Raw genomic sequence first — 13,795 nt, 5'->3', positions numbered from 1 at the left:
TTCCGAATGTCTCCCAAACACGGATTCCGCAGTGAATCCCATGACCTCCGGCACGAAGCGCCCACAACAACTCAGCTGGCGAAGTCGATGTCACCCAGCTTGCTGATCAGCTTCATGTTCTCGCGGTAATCCACGGGGCAGGCAATCAAATCGACGCCACTGCCGGAGCGAAGCGCCGAGCGCAACACCGGGTAGAGCTCATCCGCCGAGGTGATCTCGTGGCCCTTCGCACCGAAGCTCGCCGCCAGATCAAGGAAGTCGGGGTTGTTGAAGTCCACGAACTCGTGGTCCTTCGTATGCATGTCCATCTTCCACTTGATGAGGCCATAGGCATTATCGATCCATACCAGGATGACGATGCGGCAACCGTAGCGCACCGCAGTCTCGATCTCCTGCAGATTCATCATGAAACTACCGTCGCCCATCACGGCCAGAATCGGCACGCCGGGGGCGGAGAGCGAGGCGCCGACGGCACCGGGCAGCGACCAGCCCATGGTCGACAGCGAATTGTCGATGACGCAGGTGCTCGGCTCGTAGGTCGGGTAGAGTCTGGCCATCCACATCTTCAGGGCGCCGGTGTCGACCAGCACGGGCCAATCGCCCTGCACCGCACGCCTGGTGTCGTACACCACGCGCTGCGGCTTCATGGGGAACGACATGTCCGCCTTGCATGACTCGTATTCGCGCTGCAGCAGTCCGCGGATCTGCGGATGCGAGGGCTCGAACGAGATGGTGCGCTTGCGCAGCTCGGCCTCCAGAGCCACCAACGTGTTCTTGATGTCGGCGCGGATATTGAGCGACGCCGGGTAGTGTGCGTCGGTGTCCTCAGTGAACGTGTTGATATGGATGATGACCTTGTCGTTGTTCGGGTTGATCTTGATCGGGTCGAACTGCTGGATGGAGAAGCCCACGGCCAGAATCAGATCGGCGGTGTCGAAGGCGAAGTTCTCGTAGTCGTGCTTCATGAAGCCGACCACCCCGAGCGCGTTGGGATGCTTATCCGAAAACACGCCCTTACCCTCGAAGGTGGTGGCGACCGGCACGTTGAGCAGCTCGGTGATCTCCTTGAGCTGCTGCTCCGCGTGCGACCTGGCCACGCCATTGCCCGCAAGGATCACCGGGTGCTTCGCGGCGCCGATGAGATTCGCGGCCTCCACGATGGTGTCGGGGGCGGGGATGGTGTGGACCGGTCGGGGCAAGGGCAGCGGCTCCGCCTGCACGGGCGCGGCGAGCTGCGAGATGTCCTCGGGCAGCACCAGACAGGATGCGCCGGGCCGCTTGCGCTGCGCCACGGAGAACGCCTTGCGGATCATCTCGGGCACGGCCGCGGCATCGAGCACCATGGCGGCCCACTGGGTGATGGGCCGGAATACCGAGACCAGGTCGACGATCTGGTGGGATTCCTTGTATAAGCGATTCACGTTGCCCTGTGCGCAGATGGCGACCAAGGGCGTGGTGCTGGCGTTCGCCTGAGCCACCGGCAACACGAGATTCAGGGCACCCGGCCCCAGCGTCGACAGGCACACACCGGGCTTGCCGGTCTCGTGGGCATAGGTGGCGGCCATGAAGCCGGCACCCTGCTCGTGCCGGGTGAGCACGAATTTGATGCGGCCATCACGCTTGATGGCTTCCATGAGCGGGATGTTCTCCTCGCCAGGGATGCCGAAGATCACCTCGACACCCTCGTTGACGAGGCATTGCACGAACAGATCGGAGACATTCCGCGGCTGCTGCGCCTCGGGTTCGGCCTGCACCTCGACCTCCCGGTTTCCGGGAACCCCTCCCGTTGTTGCTGCCGTCTGATGGTCGATGTTGCCGTTATGCATGTCTGCATGCCCTTTCCGTGCAACCGGGTTCCGCCCGTAAACACATCCCACATGCTACATCCCCGTAACGAAGAGGGAAGGTGTTGACCTGGCCCCGGCGCAATCCATTCCCGAGCCCAACCCACTCATGTCACCCTATGATCGGAGACGCGAGTCCACGTCTATTCCACTTCTGCGAACGTTGGCATAATCACACGAATAATGTTACTATTCTTCTCGATGAGACTTGCACAGTATGGTCGCATCAGCACTGCAATGCAGCATTGTTGTCATATCAAGCATTGCAGCACGTCATACTGCACACGTTTTCATTTTATCGATATTCAAAGGGTCGAACAACGGCTACGGCAACGCCGCACGAGTTGGACGACCCCACTAGTCTCGACGAAGAGGGCGGAAACATATGAAAGTGATCCATCAATTGGGCGCTATCGTCAGAAACATCACGGCATCGGGAATCGTGCTGTCCATGGCGTTGGGATGGGCGGCGGTGGCGCCGCGACCGGCTCAGGCCGATACCGCTGCGCCGGTCGCGCAGCATGCGGCCACCGCGACAGGCGCATCGCATGACACGATCGCAATCGCATTCCAGACGAACTGGAAATCGGTCGCCGACGAATGCACGCGCACATACGGGCCCGAAGGCGTGGGCTACGTGCAGATCTCACCCCCGCAGGAATCCATTCCAGGCACGCCCTGGTGGACCTCCTATCAACCCGTGAGCTACACGCTCGACTCGAAACTGGGCACCGAGCACGAGTTCACCGACATGATCGCCACCTGCAAAGCGGCAGGGGTGGGCATCATAGCGGATGCAGTCATCAACCACACCACCGGGGTGGACCAAGGTGCGGGCAAGGGCACCGCCGGCAACACCTACGACGCCGACGGGAACTTCCCCGGCATACCCTTTACCGCACAGAACTTCCACAGCTGCACCAAGAACATCGGCGACTACACCAACGCCTACGAAGTGCAGAACTGCCGTCTGACCGGCCTGCAGGATCTGGACACCAGTCAGCCGTACGTGCAAGGCAAAATCGCCGATTACCTTTGCAGGCTGCTCAAGCTCGGGGTATACGGATTCCGTGTCGACGCCGTCAAGCACATCGCCAATGCCGACGTGGCCGCGATCAAACATCTCCTAGCGGAACGGACCGGGCGCAACGCCGACGACATCTTCTTCGAACAGGAGGTGATCGGTAACCCGTCGGAGGCGAAGGAGATCCAACCCGTCAATTACCTGGCGAACGGCAAGGTCTCCGAATTCAACTTCACGAACCATCTCTCCGCCGCCTTCTCCGGTGACATCGCCGACAAGGCGAAGGGCCTCTCCCAAGTCGGAAGCGAAGGCTGGGTCGACTCTTCCAAAGCCGCCGTCTTCGTGACGAACTGGGACACCGAACGCGGCTCCGCGCTGACCTACAAGAAGGGCTCGAAGTACCTGCTGGCCAACGCCTTCATGCTGGGCTACCCGTACGGGCAACCCCACATTTACTCCGGCTACTACTTCAACGGCAACGACGACGGCGCACCGGGCGCCACGACCACCCACGTGCCCGATGCGCAATGCCCCACCAATGGTTCCATGACGCCGGGCACATGGCAGTGCGCGCAACGCTGGACCGCCATACGAGGCATGATCGGTTTCCATGACGCAGTGGCAGGGACCACAGCCACCGACTGGGAAAGCCCCGCAGTCAACGTACTGGGATTCAAACGCGGCGATAAGGGCTACCTGGCCCTCAACAACAGCGACCAGGACACCCACGGTACCTTCTCGACTTCACTGCCGGCAGGAACCTATTGCAACGTGTACACCGCAGGCGACTGCTCCGACACGGTGACGGTCAAGGACGACCACACCTTCACGGCGACCATCGCCAAGCATTCCGCCATCGCCATCCACGCCGGCGCCACTCCGGACACCTGGCAGGGCAAACAGCGCAGCGACCCGACGGATCCGGCACTCGCCGACAACGACACCGTGGCCAAACCGGCCACGGACACCAGTCGGACCATCTATTACCGACTTCCGAGCGACTGGGATGCCGCCTACCTGCATTACGGCATCGACCATTGGGCGCAGCAGGGAACCCTCGCCATGACCTCTGCCGGCAACGGCTGGGTGAAGGCGACGGTGGACCCGAAACGGGCATCGTTCGAATACGTGTTCACCGATCGTGACCACGGCGACGGCGCGAAGTGGGACAACCCCTCTGGCGGCGGCAACTACACGGCGCTCGGCCACTGGACTCAGATCAGCGGACACGCGGCCCAGACCGGCATACCGCAGGAACTGCAAACCTATCAACCGAAAACGAAAGTCATCGTCCACTACCGCAACCCGGACGATACATGTACGAACCGCGGAGTCTATCTCTGGGGCACCGATACCGATGGCAACACGATTACCGGAAAGCATTACCAATTCAACGGAACCGACGACTACGGCAAAGTGTTGTCGACGGAGCTGGACGGCGCCTTCGCACCCAACGGCATCGGAGCGATCATCACCGATCCCGATTGGAACAAAATCGGCCAAGACAACCGAATGCTCGACGGCAGCAGCGGCACCGCCGAAATCTGGGTCGACGGCAGCAATCCCGACACAACGCTGACATCGGCTCCGGAACCCTACCGAAAGAAGGCCGATACCATCGACGTGACCATCCACTACCACCGTTTCTCCGATGATTACACGAACGCCGACGGCACCAAGGCTTGGGACATCTGGGGATGGGCCGATGGAGTCAACGGCTCCGCGCACCCCTTCAGCGGCCACGACGACTTTGGCCTGACCTCGACCTACCGCCTCAACGGCAGCGGCCTGACCACCCCACAGTTCATCGTTCGCTACGGAGCCGATGCCTGGGAGGCGAAGGACCCCAGTGAGGAGAGTCGCACGATTCCGCAATCGGCCATCACGCTTCGTCAGGACGGTTCAGCCGCAGCGGAGGTCTGGCTGGTGCAGGGAGATTCGACCGTATACACCAATGGCACCCTCTACAGGGCGCAGGCCAGCATCATCTCCGCACAGATGAACGCCTTCAACACGATCAAGGCCACGCTCAACAAGCCGATGGATGATCCGCAGGCCGCCGCACACGCAGTGACAGTGAGCGACGACCATGGCCGCGCCGTCGATGTGTCGACGGTGAAGCAGGATGGCCGCACTTTGACCATCACCACCAGCAAGGACCTCGAAGTCACCGCGGCCTACACGCTTACAGTGACGGGCTATGGCAGCAAGCCGGTCGCTTTGGGCGCCGTGGTCCGTTCGGATGCCTTCGACCAGCGGTATGCCTACGACAAGGACGATCTCGGCGCGACCTATGCGAACGAGCAAACCACGTTCAAGCTCTGGGCACCCACTGCGGTCAAGGTCACGCTGCGAACGTTCGACAACACCGATCCCACGGCCAAAGTGGCACGCACCTACGCCATGACCGCCGGGCAGAAAGGCGTGTGGACCCACACCCTTCCCCACCTCGCACGCAGCGCCGACGACACCAAGCCGCAGGCCTACGACTACGAGCTCACCTTCGCCGACGGGACGACGACGACCGCCGCCGACCCCTACGCCACCGCTGCGGTGGCGAACGGGCAACGGTCCGTCGTCCTGCCGACCGGCGAAACGGGCGATGCAGGCACACGCATGGCCCCGTTCGGCAAAGCGACCGACGCGGTCATCGCGGAAACCAGCATTCGCGATCTGACCATCGACCCATCGTCCGGTGTGGATCCGGCGAAACGCGGCAAATACCTCGGCGTGGTACAGGAGGGAACCCATACGAAGGCCGGTGACCCAACCGGACTGGATTATTTGCGCTCCCTAGGCATCACGCATGTGCAGATCATGCCCGCCTTCGACTTCGCCTCCATCGACGAGACGAAGGGCCTGGGATACGGCGAGCAATACAACTGGGGGTATGATCCCGAGAACTACAACGTTCCAGAAGGGTCGTACTCCTCGGATCCGATGAACCCTGCGGCACGCGTGCGTGAGATGAAGGAGATGGTGTCCGGCCTGCATCAGCACAAACTGCGGGTGATCATGGATGTGGTCTACAACCACGTCTACGACGCGGCCAGCCACGCCTTCAACCGGACCGTGCCCGGATACTATTTCCGCTACGACGACACCGGCAAGCTCCGCAGCGACTCTGGCTGCGGCAATGACGTTGCCTCGGAACGCGCCATGGCCCGACGCTATATCGTGCACTCGGTCGAGTATTGGGCCAAAAACTACAACGTCGACGGATTCCGATTCGACCTCATGGGGCTGCTCGACCGGACGACGATGAATGAGGTGAGGGCGGCCCTGAACAAGATCGACCCCTCCATCATCGTCATCGGCGAAGGCTGGGACATGACCGAAGCACTCGGCGACGAGTCGACGATCCAACCCAAGGCCGACAAGGTCCCCGGCGTGGCGTTCTTCAACGATTCTTTGCGCGACGCACTCAGGGGCAGCGTGTTCGCAAAGGAGGACACGGGGTTCGTGAGCGGCAAGACCGGGCTGGAGAACCTGGTGGCGACGAATCTCATGGGCTGCGACAACACCCGCAAGGGCATTGCCGCCAATGGTCACTGTTCCAACGGAAAGACGGACACCAATTACGCGAGCGCCGATCAGGTGGTGCAATATGCGGAGATTCACGACAACCTCACCCTGTATGACAAGCTCAAGCTCAGCGTGCAACACGATGATGAAGCGACGTTGGTGCGACGTGCGAAACTCGCCGATTCGGCGATCTTCCTCTCGCAGGGCATCACCGACATGCAGCTGGGTCAGGAGTTCCTGCGCACCAAATCCGGCAATGGCAACAGCTATAACGCCGGCGATGCCGTGAACGCCATCCAATGGGATCGCACCGCGCAGTACCGCGACTCCGTGAATTACGTGAAGGGACTCATCGCGCTGCGTCGCTCCATCACGGCGTTGCACATGACCTCCTACGCCGACATCGCCGCCAACATGACCATACTGAGTGAGGCGAACGGTGTCGTGAGCTATCAGTTGAAATCCGGCGACGACACCTATGTGATGATCTTCAACGCCAACAAAACGAAAAGGATCGACACGTCGATTCCTGCAGGCACCTACGAGGTCCTCGCCGCCGACGGCAACGTAGATCTCACAGGGAAGGAAACAACCGAGGTCACGGCCACCGGTTATGAGGCGTCGGGATTGTCCGCCACGGTGCTCAAGCAACGCAGCGATACGGCACCGACCGACGACACACATACCGGCGGCTCGGCAGGAGGAGACAACCACACCGGGATCAAACCCCAGAACGGACACAGCAATGCCCCACACGCTGCCCGCGGGAACGGCGAAGCGTCCGCAACAGCCACACATGATCGGCGTGCACGCATCGTGCGGACGGGGGCATCCGTCGCCGTCATCGCCGCCGCTCTAACCGGATTGACGCTCCTCGGTATCGCATTGACCATGCTGACGAGGAGGAACCCACAGCAATAAACCAGGACCATACCGAACCAGCTGTAACCAGCTTGACGCATCGGTAATCCAAGGAATTCGGCCAATTCTTTGGATTGCCGATGTACCAAACCAAACCAACTTTACCCAACTGTGCAACCCGCTTGTCGGCCTTGCACAACCGAAGAGCGTCGTGCCATCAGGCGCGGGCGGGGGTGATCATGGTCAGCATCATGATCGACGGCTCGAGGGCTTTGACGGCGTGAGGCAGTCGCGTTGGGAAGTAGACCATGCCGCCGGGCACCAGTTCGACGTTCTTGTCGCCGCCGTGAATGTGGATGCGTCCTTTGAGCACCTGCACAAACACCGGCATGGCGGCCGTGTGCTCGCTGAGTTCCTCGCCGGTATCGAACGAGAACACCACGACGTTGCCGCCGGCCTGGTGCATCACCGTGCGGGAGACCGTGGCGTGCTCCTGGATCGAGACCATGCCGGTCAGATCCTCGACGCATCCCATCTCCAGCGTCTCGGCGGCGCCCTGCGATCCATGCTCGCAGTGCCCATCGTGGTGGCACTCACCCTCGCCAACACGCTTGCACTCGCCATCGTGCTTGGACTCGCCATCGTGATGGCAATGCCCTTCGCCGCCATGGCCGCACTGGCATTCCTCGTGTTCCGGATCGCCGTTCATGTGCTCGTCGCTCATTGTTTCCTCACTCATTGTTTCCTCACTCATTGCACCCTCCTTGGAAGGATTGTTGTCCTTCACAGTATGACTCAATCCACCGATTCCAGCGGCTTGCGCGCCACCATCACCAGACCCCGCAGGTTCTGCTCGTAGGTCGTGAACACCTTGCGCATGGCCAGCACACGGCGGCGGGCCTCCGAGTCGCGAATCAGGTTGCGGACTATGGTGAACACCCCGGACCACCCCTCGTCGGCGATGTTCCGCCGTATCTTGAGCAATGCCATCGGCGCCGAATCACTCCAATCCACGTCGAAGCCCACCGTTCCGAGAACCTCCGACCACTCCGAAGTGGTCAGCGGTCGCGCATTGACCTTGATGGAACGGGCAAGTTCGCGCTGAATGACCACCTTGTCCCGTACCGGGATGTCCTCCGGGGTCAGTCCGAGCTCGTGCACCGCATAGCAGCCGCCGGGACGCAGGATGCGGAACGCCTCGGCGGCGATCGCACACTTGTGCCGATCCGTCTGCATGGTGAGCATCGCCTCGCCGACCACCACATCGCAGTAGGCATCCGGCAGACCGGTGTCAGAGGCGTCGGCCTGCACGCAGCGCCCACCCTTCGGCAACCGTGCCTGCCCAACGAGGTCGGACACGATCCTTACGGCCTCGGGACTCCGATCCACGCCGGTGTACGAGGAGGGGCCGATCCGCAGGATCTCGGCCGCCGTGCGCCCCAGTCCGGGGGCGAACTCGACGACATCGCGATCGGCAATATCCGCATGGTCGAGCATCGCCAACGTCAATTCCAGCCCACCGGGTCGCAGCACCTTCTTGCCGAGTCTGGCCAACAACCAATGCCCGGGCAAGTGCGCGGCATCGCGATCAGCCAGCGGCAGATCTTCACGGGCGATGGTGCGCTTATCGGTGGCGTGGCGCTCGGCAGCGCGATGCTCGGCATGGTGATGCTCAGTGGTGGTCATGCCCCTCACCCTATCCGCCGACTGCATGCGCAACAAGACCCCGGAGCAATCACTTTTCGGATATGGCGGGTGCCGGCACCAGGCCTAAGACCAGAACCGACAACAACGTGGACAACGGTACAGACAACGGCGTCGACATCGCATCTCTGGCCCGTTCCACACGCACGGTCTTCGATACAGACATCATCCGACCTCTATCGTGGCGCCGCCGGCAACGCGGTCGTGCTCAAGCCGAGCGAATTGGCACCGCATGTCTCGAAGGTGTTGGCGGCGCTCATCCCCCGATATCTCGACACCCGCGCCATCCGCATCGTCGAAGGTGGCATACCCGAGACCACGGCACTGTTGTCGCAACGCTTCAACCACATCATCGGCGACGTGGACCAAGCAAATACGGCCCATCCCGCCGTATGAACCCGAGCCCGACCATGCCGGGCAGCATATGGAAGGCGGGCGTGGCGAACCAGCAGAGCACGATGGGCGAGGCGTACAGCGACAGGGCCGTCAGGCCGAACAACGACCATGCGGCAAGGTTCCGCCAACGCCGACGCGAGATGAAGTATGCGGCGATGAGCAGGGGAAGATACGTGAGGTACACCGCATAGGACGAGGCCGGGTTCTCGACGGATCGTTTGACGGTGTGGTTAACCCGTTCTCTCCATGCGACTTCGGGCCTCTCCGGTCCAAGCGTGTCGAGGAAATCCTTGAGCACGAACCTGGCCGTGACCGGCGGGATGACGAACGTATCCCACTGACGCATGTACCGATCGGAGAAGACATAGGCCGACGAGGACGGGAACCCGATGCCATGCGACGGATAATACCAATCCTGCGTCAGCGTCACGTATGCTTCGATGAAGGTTTGAGGGTGCCGGGAGCCGATTCGCGCCCAGGCACCGAGCGCCGTGAGCTTTTGAGATGCCGTGGCGTGGATGTTCATGGTCCACGAGGTCTCGTCGGAACGCGTGGGGTTATAGTCGTCACCGGCCAGATCGAGATCCATCACCGGACCGAGCTCATCGCGCTCCTGCGCGGTGATGCCACCGGGGTCCTGCGATTCGATGCGCGCGACGGGCAGCATGATCAGGCCAAAGACATCACGGTCGATGCTGTGGTTGGCCCGCGTAACGTGGTTGACGGCGGGCGTCCATACGCCTTCGGCCAGGATCACGGCGACGAGCAGGCAGCACACCGTCCGCACGCGGGCCTTCGAGGCCGCAAGCACCAACGGCACCGCGAAACAGACAAGCACGGGAAGCATCGTGCGCTTGCTCACCATCGTCAACACCACGAGTGCGACCAACGCAACGCACACAGGCCACCGGCGCAGCACCGCGCCCCGACTCAGGCAGACCTCGGTGGCGATGAGCGCCAGCGGCACGACGAACAACGTCGTGAGTGAATCCTTCGACATGGTCGGCACGGATTGCACGAGCGCATAGAACCCGGCGCAGTACGCCAACCCGAACGCCAACGCCAGCCGCGGAACACCCCGCGAACGCAGATAGCACAGCACGAGCGCCAGATTCGCGGCCATGAGCAGTGCCTGCACCACCGTGTAGACCGCCATGCCCCAGACCTGATTGCCCATGGCCCCGCCGATCCGCCAGAACACGCCGAACACCAGCGTGTCGAACAGCGGATGCTGGGTGAAGTAGCGGTGGTAGCCGGAGGATTGCATGAACTGCACGATGGTGTCGTCACGCATCACCCCCGGCCAGCAGAACGCGAACCACGGCGTCCAGCACACCAACAACACCAGCCAATACGCGACGAACCGCCCGCGCACCGCGTCGCGCAGACTGCTACGCGGACGCGACCGAAGCCAGGAGGCGACGGCACGACCTCCCGAAGCGGCGTCGAACCACGAGCACAACAGCACCCCGATCAGATAGCACAACACGGCGAACACCAGCGCGGGCACGGCCGCCGCGACCAAGGTCACGCGCTCACCGTCCACGAGGAACCGCGAACCGCACATCACCACGGCCGCAACGACCGCCACAACGATGGGAGCGGGATCCAACCAACGAATACGTGACGGCGGATCATCGGTACGCATCATCGCCAGTTCCGGCGCCACCTGCCACTTCACCGCCATACCGATCGCACCCCCCCCCGTTCAGACCATCGCTTCTCCGCACTAATCTACCGCCTGACCAGCCGGCCACCACCCATCGTGAGATGTCACCGGTCAGCGACCACCATTCACCGACGGCCACGACCCACCGGCGCCAGGCCGCCATCCGCCACCAAGAGCCCCTACTCTTTCTCGGCAAACGGACGCGGGACCAGAGCCCCATCCACATACCGCTCCTCGATGGCCGCGCCACCCTTGGCGTACAGGAACCGCTCGAGCCGCTCCTCGACCGACAGATCGAGCAGATTGTCGCCTTCACGCACGACCAGCGCGTCGAAATCGTATCCGGATTCGAAGGAGCCCACACGCCCGAAGAACGATCCGCCCTGCTTGGTGGCCATATAGAACGCCTCGGCGAGGCGCAACGGCCGCTCGTCCTCGTGCCCGGGAATGAAGCGCAATGCCTTCGACGCCTCGATGGACATGACGATGTGACGGGTCATGTCGAGCACATGCCCGGCGGCGACGTCGCTGCCCAGCGCGACCTGGAGACCCATATCCAGGTACCGCCGCGCCGGCATGATCCCCGACTGCAGATTGAGATTCGACTGGGCGCAATGGGCTACCGTCACCTGACGGTCCCTGAGCAACGCGCGTTCGGCGTCGTTGAGCCAGATGCAATGGGCCATGACGGTACGGCCCCGTGGCATAAGGCCGTAATGCTCGTAGACCTGAGCATAGGTCGGTATGTCAGGGTGCAGGTCACGCACCCACGCCACCTCCGACCGGTTCTCATCGAGATGGGATTGGACCGGGAGATGATAGTGCGCCACCAGCTCCCCCAACCCCTCCATGAGCTCCGGTGTGGTGGAGGGCACGAACCGCGGGGTGACGATGAACCCGACGTTCGGCGTCCGTTCCGCCGCCCTGTGGATCAGCGTCTCGGTGTCGGCCAGACTCTGTGCCGTCGACTCGATCAGCGAATCGGGTGCGTTGCGATCCATGTTGACCTTACCGATCAAAGGCCTCAACCCCGACTCCTGCGCCAACTCCATAAGTCGCCATGTCGACGCCGTATGCAGCGTGGCGAACGCCGAGAACCGCAGGGTCCCGGCCTGCCACAGATCCACCAGGAAGCGGCGGTACCACCGTTCGGCGACGTCCGGATCCGCGAAACGAGCCTCGTCGACGAACGTGTATCGATCGAGCCATGGCAGAAGTTCACAGTCGAATCCGAGTCCGGCCTGAGGGTATTGGGGCGCATGCACATGGAGGTCGTTGAATCCGGGGATGATGAGGCACCCCGAGCGGTCGATGACCGGCACCTCGGCGTACTCGGCACCGAGCGAGCCCACCACATCCTTGACCGTGCCGTCCTCGACGAGCACGAACCCGTCCTCGAGCACCGAGAACTCCTGTGGTGTGGGAGTGAAAATGATGTCGCCGCGATAGGCCTTGAGCATGATGCCCTCCTTGGTTGACATCGGTAGCTTAACGAAGCCGCGTTACCGCGACACACGCCGCCGTTCCGGGTAAACATACCCGCATGGGGAAGGTTCCGACAGAATGACGATGGTAGACTTCAACCAATGGGCACGGTCGTCCGTCTGCATCATCTCAGTCACAGCCACGGAGCCACGTACCGCGAAAGTCAGGGGATAGGGCATGCTGAAAGGTCATCTGCGCATACAATCATTGGGCGATCAGATCACCGATGACCTGCGCTCATCGATTATTCATGGTCAGTTGCCAAAAGGCGAAAGAATTATCGAGACCGAAGTCGCTCAACGGTACGGCGTCAGCCGAGGGCCGGTACGAGACGCCCTCCAACAACTCACCAACGAAGGGCTCGTGGTTCGTGGACGACAGGGGTGCGTCATCTCCGGACTGTCGCAGAAAGACGTCCGGGACATGTACGAAGTCAGGGTGTGCTTCGAAGAACTCGCGATGACCCATATCGCGAACGACCCCGGCTCGATTGATTGGCGCGGAATGGACGAGGCCATTCAAGATATGCGTGACGCGTTACAAGCTGGTGACACCAACCGTTACGCTCAGGCGGATCTCAACTTCCATCATGAACTCATCGTCAACTCCCAGAACTCACGCATGATTGCGTTCTGGTCGGTCATCAAACCACTGTTCTCGATAATGCTGCAGGTGACTAACGCACAGGACGTCGATCTCACTCCATCCTTCGAAGATCACGTTGCTATTCTGGACTCGTTGAAATCAGGTGGGAACGCGGATGTGTCAACGCTAATCGATCGGCATCTTGAAGGTTCGCTCAACCGTATGATCCGCACCATGCCAACGTTGCAGTAGCGCGGATCACCAGGCGCACACCACCGTCGCGGCAACAACCAAATTGCCGTGGAGACACGTGGATGCCTCCATGGCGTGATCACCAGCGGCTCCGGGCATTCCGAATCGCGTCATACGCGTCGGAAACCGTCACCGGTCAGCCCTTTACCGCACCGATCATGACGCCTTTATTGAAGTATTTTTGGCCTTTCGCTGTTTGGTGTGGGTGGGGCTGGTTATATGGTGACGGTGGCCAGGTCGAGCTTGCCGCAGGTCAGGTGGATCATCGTGGAGAAGTGGTCCATGTTGCGCAAGCCGCGGGCTCGGGTTTTGATGTGTTGGATGATGCCGTTCAATCCCTCGAGGATCGCGTTGGTGCACCGGTGGTCGAAATACGTGAGGATGTCCCGCCAGTGACGACGGATCCGGCGGGCGAGGTTTCMATGGGTTCCAGACGGGAGTGCATCATCC

Annotated in this window: 9 protein-coding genes; 3 read left to right on the top strand and 6 right to left on the bottom strand. The window is 61.7% G+C overall.

All coding sequences use genetic code 11. The features are described from left to right. Nucleotides 1-71: 71 nt before the first annotated feature. Entirely contained in the window at nt 72-1,826 is a 1,755-nt protein-coding gene (locus BMON_RS06585; protein WP_081882961.1) for an acetolactate synthase large subunit, read from the bottom strand. Nucleotides 1,827-2,229: 403 nt separating this feature from the next. Here BMON_RS06585 and pulA point away from each other — a divergent pair, with 403 nt between their 5' ends. Then, nucleotides 2,230-7,314 carry a type I pullulanase gene (gene pulA, locus BMON_RS06580; protein WP_033513522.1) on the top strand — a complete coding sequence of 1,695 codons (5,085 nt, stop codon included), beginning with the start codon at nt 2,230-2,232 and terminating at the stop codon, nt 7,312-7,314. A 157-nt stretch (nt 7,315-7,471) separates the two neighbouring features. On the opposite strand, the gene BMON_RS06575 is transcribed toward pulA, so the two are convergent. Both BMON_RS06575 and BMON_RS06570 read right to left on the bottom strand, forming a co-directional pair. Next, complete coding sequence (locus BMON_RS06575) at nt 7,472-7,789, bottom strand: cupin domain-containing protein (RefSeq protein WP_033513542.1); 318 nt, start codon at nt 7,787-7,789, stop codon at nt 7,472-7,474. A 260-nt stretch (nt 7,790-8,049) separates the two neighbouring features. Then, on the bottom strand, nt 8,050-8,940 hold the full coding sequence (locus BMON_RS06570) for a class I SAM-dependent methyltransferase (protein ID WP_051917974.1): 891 nt from the start codon (nt 8,938-8,940) through the stop codon (nt 8,050-8,052). Between the two features lie 222 nt (nt 8,941-9,162). Here BMON_RS06570 and BMON_RS10010 point away from each other — a divergent pair, with 222 nt between their 5' ends. Continuing rightward, nucleotides 9,163-9,354: a hypothetical protein gene (locus BMON_RS10010; protein WP_033513521.1), complete on the top strand. Its 192-nt coding sequence runs from the start codon at nt 9,163-9,165 to the stop codon at nt 9,352-9,354. Here BMON_RS10010 and BMON_RS06560 read toward each other — a convergent pair. Together BMON_RS06560 and BMON_RS06550 are read right to left on the bottom strand one after the other, a co-directional pair. Beyond that, the gene (locus BMON_RS06560; RefSeq protein ID WP_051917973.1) at nt 9,308-11,041 is read right to left on the bottom strand and encodes a DUF6020 family protein; all 1,734 of its coding nucleotides are present in this window, start codon (nt 11,039-11,041) and stop codon (nt 9,308-9,310) included. The two genes, BMON_RS10010 and BMON_RS06560, sit on opposite strands and share 47 nt — an antisense overlap. Nucleotides 11,042-11,202: 161 nt before the next feature. Continuing rightward, nucleotides 11,203-12,483 carry an amidohydrolase family protein gene (locus BMON_RS06550; protein ID WP_033513537.1) on the bottom strand — a complete coding sequence of 427 codons (1,281 nt, stop codon included), beginning with the start codon at nt 12,481-12,483 and terminating at the stop codon, nt 11,203-11,205. A gap of 202 nt (nt 12,484-12,685) precedes the next feature. On the opposite strand from BMON_RS06550, the gene BMON_RS06545 reads away from it, so the two are divergent. Then, nucleotides 12,686-13,345, top strand: coding sequence for a GntR family transcriptional regulator (locus BMON_RS06545; protein ID WP_033513519.1), 660 nt, complete (start codon nt 12,686-12,688; stop codon nt 13,343-13,345). A gap of 215 nt (nt 13,346-13,560) precedes the next feature. On the opposite strand, the gene BMON_RS06540 is transcribed toward BMON_RS06545, so the two are convergent. Continuing rightward, nucleotides 13,561-13,795, bottom strand: a 235-nt coding sequence (locus BMON_RS06540) for a transposase (RefSeq protein WP_162176694.1), incomplete at its 5' end; no start/stop codon positions are given.

It is taken from the genome of Bifidobacterium mongoliense DSM 21395 (genome assembly GCF_000741285.1).
In the GTDB taxonomy this organism is placed as follows: Bacteria; Actinomycetota; Actinomycetes; order Actinomycetales; family Bifidobacteriaceae; genus Bifidobacterium; species Bifidobacterium mongoliense.
Note: the sequence above shows the minus strand (reverse complement) of the source record. Positions and strands in the feature narration are given on the sequence as shown.

Bases quoted from the DNA above. Each gene is read 5' to 3' on its own strand.
- BMON_RS06585 (WP_081882961.1), bottom strand. From the start codon at position 1,826: ATGCATAACGGCAACATCGACCATCAGACGGCAGCAACAACGGGAGGG.
- pulA (WP_033513522.1), top strand. From the start codon at position 2,230: ATGAAAGTGATCCATCAATTGGGCGCTATCGTCAGAAACATCACGGCA.
- BMON_RS06575 (WP_033513542.1), bottom strand. From the start codon at position 7,789: ATGGGATGCGTCGAGGATCTGACCGGCATGGTCTCGATCCAGGAGCAC.
- BMON_RS06570 (WP_051917974.1), bottom strand. From the start codon at position 8,940: ATGACCACCACTGAGCATCACCATGCCGAGCATCGCGCTGCCGAGCGC.
- BMON_RS06560 (WP_051917973.1), bottom strand. From the start codon at position 11,041: ATGGCGGTGAAGTGGCAGGTGGCGCCGGAACTGGCGATGATGCGTACC.
- BMON_RS06550 (WP_033513537.1), bottom strand. From the start codon at position 12,483: ATGCTCAAGGCCTATCGCGGCGACATCATTTTCACTCCCACACCACAG.
- BMON_RS06545 (WP_033513519.1), top strand. From the start codon at position 12,686: ATGCTGAAAGGTCATCTGCGCATACAATCATTGGGCGATCAGATCACC.